The 21,888-nt window shown below is 49.9% G+C and carries 15 protein-coding genes, 7 tRNA genes and 1 rRNA gene; 15 read left to right on the top strand and 8 right to left on the bottom strand.

What is annotated here, in order from left to right; all coding sequences use genetic code 11:
- Positions 1 to 36: 36 nt before the first annotated feature.
- Together rrf and L4D79_RS26000 are read left to right on the top strand one after the other, a co-directional pair.
- A 5S ribosomal RNA gene (gene rrf, locus L4D79_RS25995) occupies positions 37 to 152 on the top strand.
- Positions 153 to 217: 65 nt separating this feature from the next.
- Positions 218 to 294 (top strand) — tRNA-Asp (locus L4D79_RS26000).
- A gap of 408 nt (positions 295 to 702) precedes the next feature.
- On the opposite strand, the gene L4D79_RS26005 is transcribed toward L4D79_RS26000, so the two are convergent.
- From L4D79_RS26005 to ilvY, 3 genes are all read right to left on the bottom strand, one after another.
- Positions 703 to 1,932, bottom strand: a complete 1,230-nt coding sequence (locus tag L4D79_RS26005) for an erythromycin esterase family protein (protein WP_428655945.1) — start codon at positions 1,930 to 1,932, stop codon at positions 703 to 705.
- A gap of 284 nt (positions 1,933 to 2,216) precedes the next feature.
- The gene (locus L4D79_RS26010; protein ID WP_428655947.1) at positions 2,217 to 3,422 is read right to left on the bottom strand and encodes a Rossmann-fold NAD(P)-binding domain-containing protein; all 1,206 of its coding nucleotides are present in this window, start codon (positions 3,420 to 3,422) and stop codon (positions 2,217 to 2,219) included.
- A 21-nt stretch (positions 3,423 to 3,443) separates the two neighbouring features.
- A complete protein-coding gene (gene ilvY / locus L4D79_RS26015) occupies positions 3,444 to 4,322 on the bottom strand; it encodes an HTH-type transcriptional activator IlvY (protein WP_428655949.1) in 879 nt (292 codons plus the stop codon).
- 131 nt (positions 4,323 to 4,453) lie between these two features.
- Here ilvY and ilvC point away from each other — a divergent pair, with 131 nt between their 5' ends.
- Entirely contained in the window at positions 4,454 to 5,938 is a 1,485-nt protein-coding gene (gene ilvC, locus L4D79_RS26020; RefSeq protein WP_428655951.1) for a ketol-acid reductoisomerase, read from the top strand.
- A gap of 70 nt (positions 5,939 to 6,008) precedes the next feature.
- On the opposite strand, the gene ubiK is transcribed toward ilvC, so the two are convergent.
- The 4 genes from ubiK to L4D79_RS26040 form a co-directional block, all read right to left on the bottom strand.
- Positions 6,009 to 6,278, bottom strand: coding sequence for a ubiquinone biosynthesis accessory factor UbiK (ubiK, locus tag L4D79_RS26025; RefSeq protein ID WP_428655953.1), 270 nt, complete (start codon positions 6,276 to 6,278; stop codon positions 6,009 to 6,011).
- Positions 6,279 to 6,409: 131 nt separating this feature from the next.
- On the bottom strand, positions 6,410 to 9,529 hold the full coding sequence (locus L4D79_RS26030; RefSeq protein WP_428655955.1) for a multidrug efflux RND transporter permease subunit: 3,120 nt from the start codon (positions 9,527 to 9,529) through the stop codon (positions 6,410 to 6,412).
- A 12-nt stretch (positions 9,530 to 9,541) separates the two neighbouring features.
- Positions 9,542 to 10,648: an efflux RND transporter periplasmic adaptor subunit gene (locus L4D79_RS26035; RefSeq protein ID WP_428655958.1), complete on the bottom strand. Its 1,107-nt coding sequence runs from the start codon at positions 10,646 to 10,648 to the stop codon at positions 9,542 to 9,544.
- A 34-nt stretch (positions 10,649 to 10,682) separates the two neighbouring features.
- Positions 10,683 to 11,249 (bottom strand): TetR/AcrR family transcriptional regulator, encoded by a 567-nt coding sequence (locus L4D79_RS26040; protein ID WP_428655960.1) that lies wholly within the window; start codon positions 11,247 to 11,249, stop codon positions 10,683 to 10,685.
- Between the two features lie 184 nt (positions 11,250 to 11,433).
- Here L4D79_RS26040 and rep point away from each other — a divergent pair, with 184 nt between their 5' ends.
- Entirely contained in the window at positions 11,434 to 13,449 is a 2,016-nt protein-coding gene (rep, locus tag L4D79_RS26045) for a DNA helicase Rep (protein WP_428655962.1), read from the top strand.
- A gap of 94 nt (positions 13,450 to 13,543) precedes the next feature.
- Here the strand turns inward: rep and L4D79_RS26050 are convergent, their stop codons facing one another.
- Positions 13,544 to 13,954 (bottom strand): c-type cytochrome, encoded by a 411-nt coding sequence (locus L4D79_RS26050; RefSeq protein WP_428655964.1) that lies wholly within the window; start codon positions 13,952 to 13,954, stop codon positions 13,544 to 13,546.
- Between the two features lie 292 nt (positions 13,955 to 14,246).
- Here L4D79_RS26050 and L4D79_RS26055 point away from each other — a divergent pair.
- The 11 genes from L4D79_RS26055 to tatD all read left to right on the top strand — a co-directional run bounded on the left by L4D79_RS26055 (position 14,247) and on the right by tatD (position 21,841).
- Positions 14,247 to 14,323 (top strand) — tRNA-Arg (locus L4D79_RS26055).
- A 35-nt stretch (positions 14,324 to 14,358) separates the two neighbouring features.
- Positions 14,359 to 14,434: transfer RNA gene (locus L4D79_RS26060), tRNA-His, on the top strand.
- 61 nt (positions 14,435 to 14,495) lie between these two features.
- A tRNA-Pro gene (locus L4D79_RS26065) sits at positions 14,496 to 14,572 on the top strand.
- A gap of 9 nt (positions 14,573 to 14,581) precedes the next feature.
- Positions 14,582 to 14,657: transfer RNA gene (locus L4D79_RS26070), tRNA-His, on the top strand.
- Between the two features lie 127 nt (positions 14,658 to 14,784).
- A tRNA-Pro gene (locus L4D79_RS26075) sits at positions 14,785 to 14,861 on the top strand.
- Positions 14,862 to 14,960: 99 nt separating this feature from the next.
- Positions 14,961 to 15,036: transfer RNA gene (locus tag L4D79_RS26080), tRNA-His, on the top strand.
- 564 nt (positions 15,037 to 15,600) lie between these two features.
- Complete coding sequence (locus L4D79_RS26085; protein ID WP_428655967.1) at positions 15,601 to 17,319, top strand: ABC transporter ATP-binding protein; 1,719 nt, start codon at positions 15,601 to 15,603, stop codon at positions 17,317 to 17,319.
- A gap of 92 nt (positions 17,320 to 17,411) precedes the next feature.
- The gene (locus L4D79_RS26090; protein ID WP_428655969.1) at positions 17,412 to 18,968 is read left to right on the top strand and encodes an ABC transporter substrate-binding protein; all 1,557 of its coding nucleotides are present in this window, start codon (positions 17,412 to 17,414) and stop codon (positions 18,966 to 18,968) included.
- An 89-nt stretch (positions 18,969 to 19,057) separates the two neighbouring features.
- On the top strand, positions 19,058 to 20,035 hold the full coding sequence (locus L4D79_RS26095) for an ABC transporter permease (RefSeq protein ID WP_428655972.1): 978 nt from the start codon (positions 19,058 to 19,060) through the stop codon (positions 20,033 to 20,035).
- A 3-nt stretch (positions 20,036 to 20,038) separates the two neighbouring features.
- A complete protein-coding gene (locus L4D79_RS26100; RefSeq protein ID WP_428655974.1) occupies positions 20,039 to 20,980 on the top strand; it encodes an ABC transporter permease in 942 nt (313 codons plus the stop codon).
- Positions 20,981 to 21,043: 63 nt separating this feature from the next.
- Complete coding sequence (tatD, locus tag L4D79_RS26105; protein ID WP_428655976.1) at positions 21,044 to 21,841, top strand: 3'-5' ssDNA/RNA exonuclease TatD; 798 nt, start codon at positions 21,044 to 21,046, stop codon at positions 21,839 to 21,841.
- Positions 21,842 to 21,888: the final 47 nt, after the last annotated feature.

Below are 21,888 nucleotides of genomic sequence, written 5' to 3' on the forward strand. Positions count from 1 at the left end.
TTTGCTGCCCGGGGGGCGGTGAATAAACAGAATTTGCTTGGCGACCATAGCATTATGGACCCACCTGATCCCATGCCGAACTCAGTAGTGAAACGTAATAGCGCCGATGGTAGTGTGGGGTCTCCCCATGTGAGAGTAGGACATCGCCAGGCTCCAATTTAGATATACGTATTGAACGACGTGTATCGGATAGACATGAACATGTTTATCACCGTGTGGAGCGGTAGTTCAGTTGGTTAGAATACCGGCCTGTCACGCCGGGGGTCGCGGGTTCGAGTCCCGTCCGCTCCGCCACTTATACTAAGCCCGAGTCGAAAGACTCGGGCTTTTTTACACCTGTCGGATATGTTCGCCTTGCAGGCGAATGAGTCCCGCTGGTGCGCCAGCCCGGCCGCTCCGCCACTTATTAAGAAGCCTCGCTAGAAATAGCGGGGCTTTTTTGCATTCTGTGCGCCCTAAAAGTGCTGCGCACTTTAGTCGCGGCACTGGCCGTGCGCGTTGAGTCCCACCGGAGTGCCGGCCCAGCCGCTTATACTAAGCCCGAGACTAGGCGTCCCCGACGAAAGACTCGGGCTTTTTTACATCTGTCGGATATGTTCGCCCTACGGTCGAATGAGCCCCGCTTTACATAACCCTTCACTCTGTTGGTTGATACCAATAGTTTCTATCACTTATGCAGTACTATTTTTCTATCGGTATTTATTACCACCTTGGTGTTGCCGGTTTTTCCTCTGGGATAAACAAAATACTATCTACGCCATTAGGAACACCTTCGAGTGCTGCTCCTGCGGGAGAGTTAAGATCGATAAAGCTATCGGGATATCCAGCCGTATAAAGCCTCTGTTCTAATGAGCCTGTTGGTGAGTGAATAGCAATTTTCTCTGATTCCCATTTGGAAGTATCCGGAGTCTGGGCTGCAATATAGCCACCATAAGTGAGCTGTAACATACTGTAAGTCGAAATATCAGGATAGCTTAGGTTTATTGCATCGATTACGGATGAGCCAAAGTAAGGGGTTGCATGGGAGTTGTGAGCCCAGATCGATATTTGACCGGGGTTTTGAAACCATTCCTCTTTCAGCCAGAGGAGGTTTTCAGCAGACTGGGCATCAGTAATCTTATGAGCAAAATTGTGATGAATAAACTTTACATGAGCATTTAAGCTCTTGGCAATTTGTAGCCAGAATGAGGCGTATTGGCGAAAAGGGCGTGGCTGGCTTGGGTTATAGGGGGGAATGGTTTCCACTGATTTTTGTGCGGCAAGCACTTCTTGTAACTCTTTAAGCTTGGGGACAAGACTTTTGTGATCTTGTTTGCTGTAAGGGTCATGTGGATAGTACCAGGAGCACATTGCCTTCGGTGCTAAGTTTTTGATGCTTTCAAAATCACTGACATGCAGGTTGTTCTTGTTGAGGTAGTAGGCCAACTCATCAAACATGATACTACAGCCTGGATCGCTGTTGATTCGTGCATCATAGCCCGTAAGGATAAGTGGATTGCTACCCTGTTGGTCAATGTCATTTACATAGTTAAATAGATCTGCCATTTCTAAGCTGAGTCGATGCCCAAACATATAGTTTGCATCAGGGCCAGTAACCGCATCCAGTAAAGTTTGCTTTTGAGTTAGATAATTTTGCCAAGCTACCAAACCATCATAAAGCCCTGCTTCAACGGCGACGACATCTAAATTACTTTCCTGATGCATCGCTTTTATCATTCGTGCCCGTAAGCTGAAAGCTTTTGAACCGAAGTGGCTCATTTCACCTAGCCCTACTATGTCATAGCCTTTGGTGGCCGCGACAAATTCAGTTAACTCTGTATTGTCAGAATTAATATTGGTGCTTGTGAGTGGGTAAATACTTAATCTAACTTCTGAATCTTGCGAATTACATCCGATTATCAAAGGTAGTAGAAGATATCTGAGTCCTTTCATTTTAAGATCTCCATCATTTGAATTTATGATGATAAGTTGTTGTCTTAAATTGAAAATATTGCATTGACTTAAAATGCGACGAGTATACGAATAGAAAAGAAGAAATGCGAGAAGGTTTTTATTTTGCAGGAAATGGGTAAATAGGCTTTCAAAACTGTTTGATATAAAAACCATATCGGGGTGCATGGACTGTATGGAGGGTGCGTATGCGCTGCTAAGCGCGATGCATATACCAAACCCAAGTCGAAAGACTCGGGCTTGCATATCTGAAAGTTATATCAGCCTTACTGGTAGTTATAGAAGTGCCGTAACCAGTGTTCGGCAATGGCGGTCTCGTCACTCTCGTTTAATGGCTGGATCCCCGGTTTGAAATCTTCTGGCTGGCAAAGTAGCTGTAGCCCTGCCAACATGTGCGCAGCTTCGAATAAATACAGAGTAGGATCACCCATCCCGGTTTTGAACGGGGTATTGGCAGATTCACCGCCGGCAAGAAGGTAAAGGCGATGGCCTTGCCGCGTCTGATATTCCCGGATCAATTTATTTCCGCCTACCTCAATTAGCGCGCCATTGGCTATCAGGCTTGGCAGATTGAGCTCATCATCGGCCGAGGTCACCGTGGCAATGAAGGTGTTGTCATTGATGGTATCAAGGTGGTGCTCTGGGATCGCGCCATTACCCGTACAGCAGTAGATCAAATTACACTCGTTGAGCAATCGCTCTATTGAGCTGACCTGTACGCCGTTGCGGGGAAACTGGGTCAGCCTTCTTGGGTCAATATCTGCGACAAGAATATTGCCAATAGCTTTACCCTTAAGGTATTGAATCACGCCACAGCCAAGGTTACCGGCACCAATAACCCCCACCTTGAGAAACCCGTCGTTATTGAGTTTCAAGCCAAACTCTTCACGCAGGATCTGATCGGAATAATGAACAATGCACTCTGAAGCCTCGTAGTCAGCAGGAGCCTTGATACTGAGGTGGGAGACAGTGACCAGTGGGTGGTTCAAGTTGCGGTTAAGGTACTTGTACAAGCCATTGGCGGTGAGTTCAGTGATGCCAACGAGTTGTTCTTGAAAGACGTTGCCAAGGTGTTCGATGGCGTGAGAGAAGTAACCGCCGTGATCGAGCAGAAGGAACTTGCTGTCCGCCTCGATGTGTTGGCGGATAAAGTCTTCGGCTGCAAGGGGATCCCTAAGGTGCTCTTTGGTTATTGCATTATTGGCAATAGTACAACTTGGTAGTTTCTTTATTGTGGCTTTAATCGTGCTGTTACCACTGTCCGTTGCCCCTTTGGGGATAAAAACTAATTGGTGGGCAAGCTCTGCTAGGACATTGATATAAGGCAGCGAGCCTTCGTAGCAGTGCATGACTGAGAAAATTATAAGCTTCTGTGGTGTGTTATAGCATTGCGCAATTTGCTTTAGGAAGTCGTAGCCTTTGGCTGCATAAAAATCAGAGTAGTACGAATGAGTTAAGATTGGTTGGGACATTATTATTATTCCATTGATAAATTAATTGCAGCCAAAAAGATTCAGTAGCGCATAAAGTAAGGGTTCATTTTGTCGGCTTTGTTTACAGCACAGTCCCAATTGCATCGGCTGTACCTTCTCTTTTTCTAACCGTTTGACCTTATTGCCTACCGGGCTGTTCTCAATCACCACATCAGGGGCAATTCCCACGCCACAGCCTAGGGCTACCATGCTAACAATCGCTTCGTGACCGCCGACCTGGGCATAAATATTGGGCTTTATTTTTTTGTTTTTTAACCATCGATCAGCCTTATCCCTTGCGGTGCCTGATTCCGGTAAGATAAATGGCAGACAGGCCCAGTTTGGCGGCTCAGACAAGGCTTTTTGCAGGCTCGGTGGCGGGAGAAGCGGAGCGATAACCGACAGTGAGACATTGTCGAGCTCGATATAAGTCATTTTACCCGGTAAGGAGTCTGGTTTGGCTGCAATGGCTATATCGGCCTCATCCTGCTGAACTTTATCAATAGCTTGTGCGGGATCGCCGGTGAGCAGTTGGATTTCAACCTGGGGGTAGAGTTGACGGAAACGGTTGAGAATATCGGGCAGGTGACTATAGCTGGCGGTGACGGAGCAAAAGAGTTTTAGCTTACCTTGTAGTTTATGGTGATGATCAGCAAGCTTAGCTTTGACTTCCTGCCAATTCGAGACAATGAGTGCGGCTGTTGGCAAGAGGGTTTGGCCGGCAGAAGTGAGTTCGACACTTCGATTGTCACGGACGAACAGGGTTTGGCCTAAGTCTTCTTCGAGGCGCTGGATGATCCGGCTGAGGGCGGATGGGCTGATATGCATGGCCTGAGCAGTCTGGCTAAAGCTCTTCGACTCGCACAGGTGAAGGAATAACTGCAAGGTTTTTATGTTCATCTTCCATGTTGCACTTTTTGCAATGACTTATTGTGAATATATCACTTTGCGCAATTTACTGCGTGATCTACTATCGGATTATTCGACAAGTACTGTCGACCCAAGGAATAGAATTCACGGAGTTTGCTGTTATGGCTAATTATTTCAATACCCTAAATCTTCGCCAGCAATTAGATCAACTAGGTCGTTGCCGATTCATGGATCGCAACGAGTTTGCCAACGAGGCTGATTACCTTAAAGGCAAGAAAGTCGTTATCGTCGGTTGTGGTGCCCAGGGCCTGAACCAAGGTCTTAACATGCGCGACTCTGGCCTTGATGTGGCTTACGCCCTACGCCAGGCTGCTATCGACGAGCAGCGCCAATCTTACAAGAATGCGAAAGAAAACGGTTTTGAAGTAGGTAGCTACGAAACGCTGATCCCGAAAGCGGATTTGGTTGTTAACCTAACGCCGGACAAGCAACACACCAATGTGGTTGAAACAGTAATGCCACTGATGAAGCAAGGTGCTTCCCTTGGCTACTCTCATGGTTTCAACATTGTTGAAGAAGGCATGCAGATCCGCCCTGATATTACTGTTGTCATGGTTGCACCTAAGTGTCCGGGCACCGAGGTCCGTGAAGAGTACAAGCGTGGCTTTGGTGTGCCAACACTGATCGCGGTTCACCCAGAAAACGACCCTCAGGGTGATGGTCTTGAGATTGCCAAGGCATGGGCTGCAGCAACCGGTGGTCACCGTGCTGGCGTATTGGAGTCCTCTTTCGTTGCTGAAGTAAAATCTGACCTGATGGGTGAGCAGACTATCCTTTGTGGCATGCTGCAAGCAGGCTCAATTGTTTGCTACGAGAAGATGATTGCTGATGGTATCGATGCGAGTTATGCCGGTAAGCTGCTACAGTTCGGTTGGGAAACGGTTACCGAAGCACTGAAGTTCGGTGGTATCACCCATATGATGGATCGCCTGTCTAACCCTGCAAAAGTGAAAGCCTTTGAGCTTTCTGAAGAGCTGAAAGATCTTATGCGTCCGCTTTACAACAAGCATATGGATGACATTATTACTGGCCACTTCTCTAGTACTATGATGGCTGACTGGGCTAATGATGATGTTAACCTATTGGGCTGGCGTGGCGAGACGGCTGAAACGGCGTTTGAAAACTACCCAGATAGTGACGTAGAGATCTCGGAACAAGAGTATTTCGATAACGGCATCTTGATGGTTGCGATGGTGCGCGCTGGGGTTGAGCTGGCGTTCGAAGCCATGACCGCTTCAGGCATTATCGAAGAGTCGGCTTACTATGAGTCACTGCACGAGCTACCACTGATTGCCAACACCATTGCCCGTAAGCGCCTATACGAGATGAACGTGGTGATCTCTGATACCGCTGAATACGGTAATTACCTGTTTGCCAATGTTGCCACGCCACTATTGCGTGAGAAGTTCATGCCATCGGTAGGCACGGACGTGATCGGTAAGGGCCTAGGTGAGACATCGAACCAGGTTGATAACGCAACGCTAATCACAGTGAATGATACTATCCGCAACCACCCGGTTGAGTATATCGGTGAAGAATTGCGCGGCTACATGACAGACATGAAGCGCATCGCAGTGGGCGGCTAATTTCCCCCAAAGCCAAGTATAAAAAAAGCCCGGATGATTATCCGGGCTTTTTGTTGGCAATTTCGCAAGGTTACTCCTGCTCGGCATCTGCCTTTGGTGCCATGCGGCCTTCTAGCTCATCGAGCTTCTGCTCAAGCGCTGATAGCTTCTGACGGGTACGCAGCAGGACCTGGGTCTGTACATCAAACTCTTCACGGCTGACAACATCCAGTTTACCAAGCTGTGCTTGGATCACTTGGCGAACTTTCTGTTCTACATCGTTGCCCAACTCTTTGACTGGCTGAGGCATGGAATCCTGGATCTGCTTGGCCACTTGCTCAAGTTTCTTTGGATCAAACATAGCTTAGTTAACTCCGTAACGGCATTTCATCTGTTGTCGTTATTTTATTCAAATATAACAGGATTGTCGTTGCTGTTGGTACAAAATAAAAGAGGCCGTTAAAAACGGCCTCTTTGTTCACTGTATTTCGATTAGCAATCGTGCGCTTCTTTCAGGGCATTGCGTGCTTCATCAGCACGCTTAAGCTTTTCCAAGTCTTTATCCTCGACAAAGACTGGCAGCGGCTTATGAATGCTCGCAAGGTAAGAATAAATCACCGGCAGTACAAACAAGGTGAATACCGTACCGATAGCCAGACCGGCAACGATAACGATACCGATACTGAAGCGCTGGGCCGCACCGGCACCGGTGGCGTACAGCAGCGGGATCAGACCGGCAATCATTGCAGCCGTGGTCATCAGAATTGGACGCAGACGAATTTTCGCCGCTTCCATGACGGCTGCCGTTCGGTCTTTTTTGTGGTGCAGCTGCTCTTCTTTGGCGACTTCACAAATCAAGATACCGTGCTTGGTGATAAGACCAATCAGGGTGATCAGGCCGACCTGCGAGTAGATATTCATCGAGGCTGCGCCCCATGCCAAGGCGATCAGGGCACCGCATATAGCCAGCGGTACTGAGACCATGATAACCAGTGGGTCGCGTAGCGATTCGAACTGGATAGCCAGAACCAGGAAGATGATCGCCAATGCCAAGGCAAAGGTGGTGTACAGCGCATTACCTTCGGTCACAAACTGACGGGCTTCACCCATGAAGTCATACTGGTAGCCTGAAGGCAGGGTGCTGGCTGCTTCGTTCTGGAACCAATTGATCGCATCACCCATCGCAACACCCGGAGCAGGAACGGCACCGACAGTTGCAGAGTTCAGCTGGTTGAAGTGTGGCAGCGAGCGCGGTTCAGACACAACGTCGATAGTCACCAAGCTACCCAGCGGGATTGCATTACCGTCAGCGGCGCGGACATAGTAGCCCTTGAGTGATTCAGGGTTAAGGCGGTACTTACGCTCTACCTGTGGGATCACCTCGTAAGAGCGACCATTGAGGTCGATACGGTTGACATAACCATCGGCCATCATGGTACTTAGGGTGATACCGATATCCTGCATCGTCACGCCATAGGCGCCGGCCTTGTCCTTGTCGATCTTGATCTTCATTGTTGCCGAGTCGTAGTTCAGATCGAGATCCGAGTAGACGAACATTGGGTTACTTTTTACCTTACCCAAAATATCGCTACTGATCTGGAATAGGCTCTCGAAGCTGTTCGGTGTAGTGAGCACGAACTGGATTGGCAAGCCTGAGCCCGCACCAGGCAGCTCTGGCATCTGGAATGCCGTGACAGCCATTTCCGGGACGTCCTTCACCAAGTCCGTCACTCGCTTGACCACTTCAGCCTGGCTCGCTTCACGTTCGCTCCACGGTACCATCGAGGCAATACCAAAGGCCTGGTTGGAGTTCGGTACCCCTGAGAAAACCTGAGCAAAGGCGACTTCTGGCTGTTCGACCAGCATACGGTTCACTTCGCCCATGGTGTTCTCGATATAATCGAGGTTGGCATTTGATGGGGCGGTGCCCATCATAACCAGTACGCCTTTATCTTCCGACGGTGCCAGTTCACTCGGGATGAACTTGAACAGCACAGGCATAACACCGAATACCAGTAGTGCGAAGACAATGACCACCGGGCGCATTTTCATGATCCCGCCAAGCATTTTCTCGTAGCGGTTGGTCATGCGGTCCAGGAAATGGTGCACTGTAGTTTCGAACTTGCTTGGCTTTTCATTGGCCTTCAGCATTTTCGAACACATCATCGGTGAAAGTGTCAGGGCGATGATCCCCGAGACGAATACCGCACCGGCCAGAGTGAGGGCAAATTCCTTGAACAGTGAGCCGGTGATCCCGCCCATCATCGCGATAGGCGCATATACCGCACCTAGCGTTAGGGTCATGGCAATAACCGGCACGGCGATTTCACGGGTACCGATAATCGCTGCACGGAACGGCGATTCCCCTTCCTTGATATGACGGTCGACGTTTTCCAGTACCACAATTGCATCATCAACCACGAGACCGATAGCCAATACCATGGCCAGCAGAGTCATCAGGTTCCACGAGAAACCAAATGCCTGCATTACCATGGCAACGCCGATCAGCGAGAGCGGAATGGTCACAATCGGGATAATAACCGCACGGAACGAGCCGAGGAACAAGGTGATCACGACCAGTACGATCAATGCTGCCTCGGCAATGGTCTTGATAACCTCATTGATGGACTCGTTAATCGCAATGGTCGAGTCATACATGATGTTCATCGAGATGTTGCTTGGCATGTTGCGTTCAAGTTCCGGCAACAGCTCATAGACATCGGCGGCAATGTTGATCGGGTTAGCACTTGGCGCGGCGTTGATCGCTGCTACAACGGCCTCTTCACCGTTGGCAGAAGCACGATAGACATCATGGCTCTTCTCCAGTGACACCTTGGCGATATCACCGAGGCGGATCACTTGACCTTCCTTGGTGGATACGACCAGTTTTTCCAGATCGTCGGTATTGCTGACCTGGGTATCGGCCGTACCGTTGTACAGCACGAATTCACCCGTCGCCTGTCCGGTGGCGGACTGGTAGTTGTTGGCGTTCAGAACGTTCATCACGTCTGTTGCCGTGAGGTTGTAGGCCGCCATTTTGGCCGGATCCAACCACACGCGAAGGGCATATTTCATCCCGCCGTACAGGTCGACTTTGGAGACACCGTTGACCGTAAATAGTTGCGGGTTGATCACTCGCTCTAGATAATCGGTGATCTGGCTTGAAACCAATTCATCACTGGTAAAGCCGATATACATTACCGCTGTTGTCGATCCCGTCGACATGGTCACGGTTGGATCTTCTGCTTCTTTCGGTAACTGGGAACGGACCGAGTTGGTCTTGGCAAGAATATCTGCCAGAGCCGCATTCGGGTCTGTATTCAGCTTCATGGTGACCGTGATGGTCGATGAACCGAGCACCGATGATGAGGTCATGAAGTCGATATTGTCAGCCTGTGCGATGGCCTGTTCCAATGGTTGGGTAATAAAACCCTGGATCAGATCGGCACTGGCGCCGTAGTAGCTGGTAGTAACCGTGACTACGGTATTAGTCATGTCAGGGTATTCCCTGACCTGCATTTTGAAGATTGCCTGCAGGCCAAGAAGGGCGATCAAAAAGCTGATCGATACCGCTAACACAGGACGTTTAATAAAAACATCTGTAAAGCGCATGTATCCTCCGGATCACAGCATTGGGGTTTCAGCTGGGGCTTCCAGCGAGTTGCTTTCTACCACACGGACTTTGGCGTGGTTGCTCAGGCGTACTTGCCCAGAGGTGACCACGGTATCACCAGTTTTCACACCCTCTAGGATATGGACACTGTTACCTTTGCGCTCACCGACTTTGATGACGGATTGGGTAACCCGAAGGACACCGTTTTCATCCTCACCGGCCAGATAGACATTATCGCCATACAGGGTATAGGTAATTGCTGTCTGTGGCAGGATGATTTGGTCTTCCAGCGTCGGCAGGATAATGTGGGCACGGGCAAACATACCGCTACGAAGCTGACCTTCGTTGTTAGGGATATCCGCCTGGATTTGTACCAAACCGCTCTGGTAGTTCACCGCGGGCTCAATCGCGCTGATCTTGCCGCTAAATGGGGTCTCCGGATAGGCATCAACAAAGATTTCAACGTCCTGACCCAAGTGAATATCTGAGATATCGGTTTGGGGAACCGTAAAGCGCAACTTCATTAGTGAGGTATCTTCTAGGCGCACTACATCGGTGCCCGGCTGAATATATTCCCCGAGGAATACATTACGTAGGCCGACCACACCGTCGAACGGAGCCTTGATCGTACGGCGCTCAATGGTCGCTTTCAGGCTTTCGATATCGGCAACCAGTGAGAAATACGACGCCTCGGCATCATCATAGGCTTCTTTGGAGATAGACCCTTTCTTGAATAGGCCGCGGTAGCGTTCATATTTGGCCTTGGCGGCTGGAAGGCGAGCCTGGGTGCTTTTCAGGTTGGCGGCTTCAACGTCGGAGTCCAGCGCCAGTAGCTGTTGTTCCGCTTTGACAGCTGCACCGGATTCAAAGTCGAGAGTTTGGATCACGCCTGCAACTTCGGTGGTAATGGTGACGCCTTGGTTTGGTTCGATAAAGCCGATCGCTTCGATGGCTGGAACCCAATTGCCCGGATCGGCGGTAGTCACTGTGACCGGAAACTCTGGCTCAGGCATGCTGGCCATGTATTCGGCGATTTTTTGTTGTTTGAAGAGATTGAAACCAATCACGCTGCCAAAAAGCAGAATCGCGATCAGTAGCATCACTATCCATTTTTTCATTGTTGGGTGTGCTCCGAAGTTAGCTAATGTAATGTTAATGCTGAATTATGGCGTCCCATGAGGCTTTGATGGCTGCTTCTAGCGCGTCATCATTGACCTTGTAAATGCCGTTTATATGTTTGCGAGCCAAGCAAGCGCTTGGCTCAAGGCTTAGTGCGCTCAAGAGTTCGTTATCGAGGTTTTTGAACAGGCCAGAAGCCTTCCCTTCCTCGAATAACGTATTCACCTTGGCGAACATTTTCTTTTCTAATAATTTTTGTTCATGGCTTTCGCGCCGGGGTAGATTCTCGAATTGGCCACGGTTGATCAATGGGGCATCTTCCTGAGTCGCCATGTTCCAGATGTTTAACCACATAGTGCGAAACCTATGCTGTAACGGCATGTCATCTGACACGTTCTGGCTGATTTTGTTCGCGACATGAGCCAAAATGTGATCATGAAGCTGGTGCAACAGATCATCTTTGTCTTCGAAGTAGCGATAAATCGTCCCTGCGGCCACCCCTGCCTCCTTGGCCACCATTTGCATCGAAATTCCGTGAAAGCCATGTTCTGCCAGTAACGTTTCCGTTGCCTGGAGAATGCGTTTTTTCTTGTCACTCATAAAAGGCAGTTGTAAATAAAGATGGTGAATGAATGTTCATTCATCATTTTATGGTGCCTGATTATATGTGCAAGCAATTTTTTATATCGTCCGGATAAGCAGGCTTAATAGGTAGGCGAATAGACAATGGCGGTGAACCCGCTACAATGCGCCTGCTGACCGATGATCAACATAGGATAAGTCAATGAAACTGAACCCAAGGCAAAACGAAGCGGTAAAATACGTCGCTGGACCGAGTTTGGTCCTTGCCGGCGCTGGCTCGGGAAAAACCCGGGTGATCACCAATAAAATTGCCTATCTGGTTCAGCAATGTGACTACAAAGCCCGTAACATTGCGGCATTGACCTTTACCAATAAGGCAGCCAGAGAGATGAAGGAGCGGGTCGGACAGACGCTTGGCAAGCAGGAAGCCAAGGGGTTGATGGTATCGACCTTCCATACTCTGGGACTCAATATTATCCGCCGTGAATACAAATCACTTGGTCTCAAGGCGAGTTTTTCACTGTTCGATGACCAAGATCAGATGGCCTTGCTCAAGGAGTTGACCGAGCAGCAGATTGATGGCGATAAGGATTTGCTTAAACAGTTATTGTCGACGATTTCCAACTGGAAAAATGACATGCTGTCGCCTGCAGAGGCGAAGGCGCATGCCTCAAGTGAACGCGATCAGATGTTCGCCTATTGCTATGAGATGTACCAGAGGCAGATGAAAGCCTATAACGCCTTGGACTTCGATGATCTGATCTTGATGCCGGTGTTGTTGCTACGTGATAACCAAGAGGTTCGTCAGCGTTGGCAGAGCAAGATCCGCTACCTGCTGGTTGATGAATACCAGGATACCAATACCAGCCAGTATATTTTCGTTAAGTTGCTGGTGGGTGAACGTGCCCGCTTTACTGTGGTTGGCGATGATGACCAGTCTATCTATTCTTGGCGTGGTGCCCAGCCGGAAAACTTGGTTCAACTGAGCAAAGATTTCCCTAGCCTGAAGGTTATCAAGCTGGAGCAGAATTACCGCTCGACCAGCCGTATTCTGCGTACTGCGAATATTTTGATTGCCAACAACCCGCACGTGTTTGAAAAAAGCTTGTTTTCGGAGATCCCTGACGGTGAGATGCTGAAGGTGATCACCGCCAAGAACGAAGAGCATGAAGCGGAAAAAGTGGTGGGGGAATTGATTGCCCATCGTTTCTTGAACAACACCCAGTATAAGGACTATGCCATCTTATACCGTGGTAACCACCAATCGCGGCTGTTCGAGAAAGCCCTGATGCAAAACCGGATCCCCTATAAAATTTCCGGTGGTACCTCGTTTTTCTCACGGGCCGAGATCAAAGACATCATGGCGTACCTGCGCCTGCTGACCAATCTGGATGATGACAATGCCTTCCTGCGTATCGTCAACACCCCACGCCGTGAAATCGGCCCAGTGACACTGGAGAAGCTCGGTACCTATGCCAATATGCGAGGTAAGAGCCTGTTTGCCGCCAGCTTCGAAATGGGGCTGGAGCAGCATTTGTCGGGCCGTGGTCTGGAGTCCTTGCAGCGCTTCACCCGTTGGGTGGTCGAGTTATCCGATAATGCCGAGCGTGGCGATACTGTCGCAGCTGTGCGTCAGTTGGTGCGGGATATTAATTACGAAGACTGGTTGTATGAGACATCGCCTAGTCCGAAAGCGGCCGAGATGCGAATGAAGAACGTCTCGGATCTGTATAGCTGGATCACTGCTGACCTTGAAGGTGATAACTACGATCAGGAAGTGAAGACCCTCAAGGAAGTGGTTCAGCGTCTGACCCTGCGCGATATGATGGAGCGGGGTGAAGACGACGATGATGCCGATCAGGTTCAGCTCATGACCCTGCATGCCTCGAAAGGCCTGGAGTTCCCTTATGTTTACCTGGTTGGCAGCGAAGAGGGGATTTTGCCTCACCAAACCAGTGTTGATGAAGACAATGTCGAGGAAGAGCGTCGCTTGGCCTACGTGGGGATCACTCGTGCCCAGAAGGAGCTGACCTTTACCCTGTGCAAGGAGCGTCGTCAGTTCGGTGAATTAATCAAACCCGAACCAAGCCGGTTCTTGTTTGAGTTGCCGCAAGATGATCTGGAGTGGGAGGCTGATAAAAAGCCAATGACCCAGGAGCAGCGGATGCAGAAGGGCCAGGCCCATATAGCCAATATCCGGGCGATGTTTAAGAAATAGCGCTGACAAGCGTATTTCAGGACAAGGCAGCATATAAAGAAAAAGCGAGGGCCGGTTGGCACTCGCTTTTTTCGTTGTCGGGGAGAGAGTTGAATTACAGCCCTTCGATCATATGGTCGATGGCGGCAATGATTTCGTCATCGCTACAGTCCATGCATGATCCCTTGGCTGGCATGGCATTGAAGCCGTTAATGGCGTGGTCAGCCAGTACATCATTGCCTTTGGCAAGGCGAGGGCTCCAGTCAGTTGAATCACCAATCTTTGGTGCGCCCATTACTCCAGTTCCATGACATGCTGCGCAGAAGGTACCGTAGACGGTATCGCCGCTACGAGGGCCGGCAGCCACGACAGGGCCTGCAGGGGCATCACCCTCAAGGTAAACGGAGCCTACCGGTTTGATACGTTCTGCGATCGCTTCATCTGACATATCGGCTGCCACTGCAGTGCCGGTCAATGCCAGGGCAGCAACGGCCGCTACCATAAGTTGTCGAAGAGAAAATTCCATTGAGCTCACCTTTACACTTCCAGATCATTATGTGCTATTGCCACAGTCTTATTTCGTGCTTGTTGTTAGTCAAACTGTTGAGACAAGGCAGAGATTATTTACAGAATGTTTAATTTGTAAAAACAACGTGAGTATATCGCCTATTTTCGCCGTGATAAACTAGGGGGCTGCTTTTGTATGATGCGAATCAACAGTTATTTGCCTATATTTGCAGCGAACGAGAAAAAAACCAAAAAAAACACTTTACGAGGAGGTCCCCGATCCGTAATATTCACCTCCGCCGATAGGGCATGCGCCCGTAGCTCAGCTGGATAGAGCGTTGGCCTCCGGAGCCAAAGGTCGAAGGTTCGAATCCTTTCGGGCGCGCCATTCCGGACAGGATCGTATCGGCAAAAGTAACATTGGTGGCTATAGCTCAGTTGGTAGAGTCCCGGATTGTGATTCCGGTTGTCGCGGGTTCAAATCCCGTTAGCCACCCCATATTTAAAGGTATTGATTATAATATCAGTATCTAGGGGTGAAAACCTCAGCAGAATTAAGTCGGTGAATAGCGCAGCTTGGTAGCGCATCTGGTTTGGGACCAGAGGGTCGGGGGTTCGAATCCCTCTTCACCGACCACTTACAATGGTGGCTATAGCTCAGTTGGTAGAGTCCCGGATTGTGATTCCGGTTGTCGCGGGTTCAAATCCCGTTAGCCACCCCATTATTAAAGACTTCATTATTGAAGCACTTGTCGTGAATAGCCTAGTTTGATAGTGCATCATGGCTCTTGGGAATAGCGGACCAGAGGGTTATCCTCTTGGAGCAAAACCAAGTAAACAGAATTTTGTCGGTGAATAGCGCAGCTTGGTAGCGCATCTGGTTTGGGACCAGAGGGTCGGGGGTTCGAATCCCTCTTCACCGACCACTCTTCGAAAGCCTCGTCAGAAACGGCGAGGCTTTTATACATCCTAGAGATGTATTTGGTTAATCGGAATTTCACCCTTTTAACTAACCACAAACAATGGTGGCTATAGCTCAGTTGGTAGAGTCCCGGATTGTGATTCCGGTTGTCGCGGGTTCAAATCCCGTTAGCCACCCCATTCTTAGAAAGCCTCGTCAGAAATGACGGGGCTTTTTTCGTTTCTTTGCCTATCTACGACTTCCCCCTTAGCCGTGGTTTTGCTGCTATTGGACTCAATATCCCCTCTTCTTGATAGTGTGATCTACTGCCAATAATGTTTTGTTACAGCTTACCCTTCTATTTTGTAAGTGTTATGCGAGATATAGATTCAGATTATGGTAATTGAACGGCATTTGTTTCTGGTTTGTTAATCTTTGATTTTTGTTTTTTGTATATTTATGCAAAATTAAAAAGTGTTAGCTATATCATATAACTGGATTTGCAGTGGCTTTCACTACTGGTTGTCTGTGTTATGCGCAGAGGTTAAATCTATTTTTGCTCCTTTTTTCTTACTCTTCTTTCTTATAATGTGATTATTTATTCTTTTTTTATTCGTATTACTGGTTTTTACTTGTGCGTTGTTGATTTTTTGTGAAATATTTGACAGATTATGTCCTGAACATATATTCAGCAAATTATGCTGAAAGAAGGGATTCAATTTTTCAGACAGGGCAGAACACTGCCGAGCAGTTGGGGTCTGGTAATGGCTTTATTGGATGTGAAAAACCTGCGTATCGAATACCCATCACGACATGGGGTTCATGCGGCAGTAAAATCGCTCTCGTTTTCGATAGAGCGAGGGGAGATTGTTGGTGTGGTCGGTGAGTCCGGTGCCGGTAAGTCGACCGTGGGCAATGCGGTGATTGATTTGCTCAGCCCTCCGGGCCGGGTGGCGAGTGGCGATGTTTACCTTGATGGCGAACTGATCTCGGGATTGAAACCGGAGCAGATGCGCTCGGTGCGCGGCTCGAAGATCGGTTTTATCTTCCAGGATCCGATGACCTCGCTCAACCCTCTGTTTACGGTTGAGCAACAGCTGACCGAGACAATTGTTACCAACCTGAAAGTCAGTCAGGAAGAGGCGGTGAAGCGGGCCATTAACTTGATGGAGCAAGTCGGGATCCCGCAGCCGGAGTTGCGTATCAAGCAGTATCCGCACCAGTTTTCAGGCGGTATGCGTCAGCGGGTAGTGATTGCGATTGCTTTGGCGGGCGAACCCGATCTGATCATCGCCGATGAACCTACGACGGCGTTGGATGTGTCAATTCAGGATCAGATCCTTAACCTTATTCGTGAATTATGTAGAAAGAAAAACGTCGGCTGCATGTTGGTAACCCATGATATGGGGGTTGTTTCCAACGTAACCGATCGGGTTGCTGTGATGTATCGCGGTGATTTGGTGGAAATCGGTGAGACGGAGCAGGTGTTGTGCCGCCCGAATCACCCATATACCCAAAGCCTGATTTCGGCGGTGCCGCGTTCGGATATCAAGCTCAAACGCTTCCCGCAGGTGAGCTATATCGAAGAAGCCCAGGAAATGAGCCAGCTTGATGTGAAAAACCATTGGCTGGGACAAAGTGAAGATCAACGCAGTTATACTGGCGCCTTGCTGCAGGTCGAGAATGTTAACCTGCGCTTTGTCACCAAGGATTCTTTTTTCGAAAGTCGTCGTGAATACGTTCAGGCGAATAATGATGTTAGCTTTGAGATCTTTGAGGGTGAAACCTTCGGCTTGGTGGGTGAGTCGGGATCCGGTAAGTCGACCATCGCCCGAGCGATCACCGGTCTGTACCCGCCTAACACCGGTAAAATCACTTTTGAAGGCGTCGACCTGACTGCACTGAAAAGTGAAGCCGAGCGTCGTCCGTTGCGTCGCCAGATGCAGATGGTGTTCCAGAACCCTTATACCTCTATGAACCCGCGGATGAAGGTTGCCGATATTATCGCTGAACCTATTCGTTTCCATAAACTGACCGAAAGTGACAGCCAGACGCGTCAAATCGTAAATGATCTGCTCGACCACGTAGGATTGGGGAGTGCATCCGGAGTGAAGTACCCGCATGAATTTTCTGGTGGTCAGCGTCAGCGGATTTCGATTGCCCGGGCATTGGCTACCCGTCCCCGCCTCTTGATTTGTGACGAACCGACGTCGGCGCTGGATGTCTCGGTTCAGGCGCAGATTCTCAACCTACTCAAAGATCTTCAGGATGAGCTGAACTTGACCATGCTGTTTATCAGTCATGATCTCCCGGTGATCCGCCAGATGTGTGATCGCATCGGTGTGATGCAGAAGGGCACCTTGCTGGAGGTCGCCCCGACCGAACAGTTGTTCACCGCGCCGCAGCATGAGTACAGCCGACAGCTTATCTCGCTAATGCCAGAATTCAAGGGCTTGAGCCAGGAAGGACTGAAGTTAGCTTAACCATTTGATGCCGCTGCTTGCAGCGGCACTGGACACAACAAAAGCAAACACAACAGCAAGGGAGTTACCTCCCCGCATAAAGGAGCTATGCAATGAAAACCATCAAGACCAAGTTGGCCGTTGCCCTAATGGCTGCCGGCCTGAGCTTTAGTGCCGCCGCTGCCGATATCAAAGTCGCCTATGATGCTGACCCGGTATCGCTTGACCCACATGAGCAGTTATCTGGCGGTACGCTGCAGATGTCTCATATGGTCTTTGACCCATTGGTACGCTACACCCAGGATTTTGACTTTGAACCTCGCTTGGCGGAGAGCTGGAAGCGCGTTGATGACAAGACGTTCCAATTTACCTTGCGTAAAGGCGTGAAGTTCCACTCTGGCAACGAAATGACGGCTGATGATGTGGTATGGACTTTCAATCGTTTGAAGTCGTCACCCGATTTCAAGGCCATCTTCGAACCGTACACCGAGTTGAAGAAAGTCGATGATTATACCGTTGAGCTGATCTCTAAAGGTTCGTACCCATTGGTGCTGCAGACTGCGACCTACATTTTCCCGATGGACAGCAAGTTCTACACCGGCCAAACCGAAGGCGGTAAAGATAAAGCTGAGGTGGTTAAGCACGGTAGCTCTTTTGCATCGACCAATGTCTCGGGGACCGGTCCTTTTATCGTGTCAGCTCGTGAGCAGGGTGTGAAGGTTGACTTCGTACGTTTTGCTGATTACTGGGACAAGGAATCAAAAGGCAACGTCGATAAGCTAACGCTGGTACCGATTAAAGAAGACGCAACCCGTGTTGCTGCGTTGCTGTCAGGTGGTGTGGACATGATTGCACCGGTTGCACCGAACGACCACAAACGCGTAGAAGGTGCGAAAGATGTGGATCTGGTGACCCTTTCGGGTACCCGACTGATCACTTTTCAGATGAACCAAAACTCGAATGAAGCGTTGAAGGACGTACGTGTTCGTCAGGCCATTGTCCATGCCATCAACAATGACGGTATTGTCCAGCGTATCATGCGAGGCTTCGCAACGACGGCTGGCCAGCAGGGCCCAGAAGGTTACGCTGGTTACGATGAAAAGCTAGTACCGCGCTTTGATGTGAAGAAAGCCAAGGAGCTGATGAAAGAAGCCGGCTATGAAGATGGCTTCCGTCTGACCATGATGGCACCGAACAACCGTTATGTGAACGATGCCAAGGTGGCGCAGGCTGCTGCGGCAATGCTGTCGAAGATTGGTATCAAGGTCGATCTTAAGACGCTGCCTAAAGCCCAGTACTGGCCTGAGTTTGATGTCTGTGCGGCAGATATGATGATGATCGGCTGGCATTCGGATACTGAAGACTCGGCGAACTTCTCTGAGTTCCTCACTATGACGCGTAACGAAGAGACGGGTAAGGGTCAGTACAACTGTGGCTACTACTCGAACGCCGAAGTTGACAAGCTGGTTGAGGAATCAAATGTAGAAACGGATCCGGCTAAGCGTGCCCAGATGCTACAGCAGGTTGAAGCTACCCTTTACAACGATGCAGCCTTTGTTCCTCTGCACTGGCAGAACCTGGCTTGGGGTGCAAGCAGCAAGCTGAACATCAAGCCTATTGTCAACGCGATGAACTTCCCGTACTTCGGTGATCTAGTGGTTGATGAGTAACAGTATCGGCCTGCTGGGTAACCAGTAGGCTTGCCAACACCGGCGTTAGTGCCGGTGTTGATTTTTATGGATGAAAAAAGGGGCAGGGAATGTTTACGTTTCTGGTCAAGCGCCTGTTTCAGGCACTGATAGTGATGTTTGTGATCAGTCTGGTGGCATTTGCCATTCAGGATAACCTTGGCGACCCGCTGCGTGAGCTGGTGGGACAGTCTGTATCAGAAGCTGAACGTCAACAACTTCGCGACGAGTTGGGTCTTAACGATCCGTTTATTACCAAGTACAGCCGTTTTGTCGGTGATGCACTGCAAGGTGACTTGGGCACTTCCTATTTCTTCAAGCGGCCAGCTGCTGAGGTGATCCTCGATAAGCTGGTGGCAACCCTGGAACTGGTATTTGGGGCGACTCTGATCATTATCGTGGTGTCGATCCCGCTTGGGGTCTATTCGGCAATCCACCCCAATAGTTTCTTTACCAAGGCCGTGATGGCTTTCAGTAGCATCGGGATCTCGATACCGGTCTTTTTGACCGCCATCATGTTGATGTATGTGTTTTCGATAGAGCTCGGCTGGCTGCCTTCCTACGGGCGAGGCGAGACTGCCAATGTCCTTGGTTGGGAGTCGGGCTACTTTACCCTTGACGGTATACGTCACTTAGTGCTGCCGTGCATCGCGCTGGCATCTATCATGCTGCCGCTGTTTATCCGCTTGGTACGCTCTGAAATGCTCGAAGTGCTGAGCTCTGAATACATCAAGTTTGCCAAGGCCAAGGGTCTGGCAATGAATAAAATTTACTACCAGCATGCCTTGAAAAATACCATGCTGCCGGTGCTGACAGTGGGCGGGGTACAAATCGGTACCATGGTCGCCTACACCATTTTGACGGAAACAGTCTTCCAATGGCCAGGGACCGGGCTCTTGTTCCTTGAAGCGATTAACCGGGTCGATACCCCGTTGATCACCGCCTATGTGATTTTCGTTGGCCTTATTTTTGTCGTCACCAATACCATTGTTGACCTGCTTTATGGCCTAGTAAACCCGACTGTAAACCTGACTGGCAAGGGAGAGTAAGTTATGAGTAGTACAACCGCCGCTGCCCCAAGCCGTTGGGAGCGTTTCAAGCAGTCAGATTTTCTCTATTATTTCCGTAAAGACAAAGTGGCGATGTTTAGCTTTGCGGTGTTTATGGTCTTTGCCGTGTCAGCATTGTTGGCACCGGTGATTGCCCCGACTAACCCCTATGACTTGTCGTCCATTGATATCATGGACTCAGAGCTGCCTCCTTCCTGGATGGAAGAGGGAGATAGCCGGTTCCTGCTGGGGACCGATGATCAGGGACGAGATATTTTCTCTACCATTCTATATGGTTCCCGCCTGTCGCTGACGATCGGCTTGCTGGCCGTTGGCCTGCAGTTGGTACTCGGGGTGGTTATCGGTTTGAGTGCAGGTTACTTCGGTGGCCGGGTGGATAGCTTCCTGATGCGATTTGCGGATGTCCAGCTATCGTTCTCGACCATGATGGTGGCCATTATTGTCTCGGCCATTTTCCGTACCGCACTGGGGGCTGAGCTGTTTGCCCAGTATGCGGTGGTGATGCTGGTGGTGATTATCGGTATTGCCGAATGGCCGCAGTATGCAAGGACGATACGGGCCTCGGTATTGGCCGAGAAAAAGAAAGAATACGTTGAAGCGGCAAAGGTGATGGGCTTTAAGGCACCGCGGATCATGTTCCGCCATATCTTGCCTAACTGTTTGTCACCGATCTTGGTTATTTCAACCGTACAGGTTGCCAATGCCATCATGTCAGAGGCCGCTCTTTCCTTCCTCGGTCTAGGCTTGCCGGTCGACCAGCCGTCGTTGGGCTCGCTGATCAGTATCGGCTTTAACTATATCTTCTCAGGCTCATGGTGGATCACCGCCTTCCCTGGACTGGTTCTGATCACCTTGGTGCTGGTGATCAACCTGTTGGGTGACTGGTTGCGTGATGTCTTTAACCCGAAAATTTACAAAGGGTGATAGCAAAACGTAGCGATATTCATTAAGTTGTTCCCATTGCTTAGAAAATAAGTGGGAACAACGATGATTGATATCGGGGTAAACCTGACTAACAGCCGGTTTGATAAAGACCGTGAAGAGGTCGTGGAACGCGCCAAAGCAGCGGGTGTCCACGGCCTTGTTCTTACCGGTACCAGTATCGAAGAAAGCCGACAGGCCGTAGTGATGGCCCGTCAGTGGCCGGGCTATACCTACAGCACCGCCGGTGTGCATCCCCATGATGCCAAAAGCGTCCAAGACTTGGCGCTGGCCGAGATCCGCGAGCTGGCGGCTCACCCAGAAGTGGTGGCCATTGGTGAGTGTGGACTTGATTTCAACCGTGATTTCTCCCCAAGACCGCAGCAGGAAGCGGTATTCGAGGCCCAGCTGGCATTGGCCGCTGAGCTCAATATGCCTGTTTTCATGCACTGCCGTGATGCCCATGAACGCTTTGTGGCTATTCTCAAGCCGTGGCGGGATAAGCTGCCGGCAGCGGTACTGCATTGCTTCACCGGTACTCGGCAAGAGCTTCAGGACTGCTTGGCGTTGGACTTGCACATCGGGATCACCGGCTGGGTCTGTGACGAGCGCCGCGGTACCGAGCTGCGTGAGATTGTTGCCGACATCCCAGATAACCGCTTGATGGTGGAAACCGACTGCCCTTACCTGCTGCCGCGAGATTACCGTCCCAAGCCGAAATCGAGCCGCAATGAGCCCAAGTTCTTGCCCCATATCGCGACCGTGATTGCTGAGTGTCGCGGTCAGCAAGCCGAGCAGGTGATGGCCCATGCGTATGTTACCACCCAGGCATTTTTTAATATCGGATCAACAGCCACTGAATGACGGTGGTATGATCCAAGTAAAGCGATTTAACCCAAAAAGGAGTATGC

Source organism: Photobacterium satsumensis (assembly GCF_050336935.1).
GTDB classification, from domain to species: Bacteria; Pseudomonadota; Gammaproteobacteria; order Enterobacterales; family Vibrionaceae; genus Photobacterium; species Photobacterium satsumensis.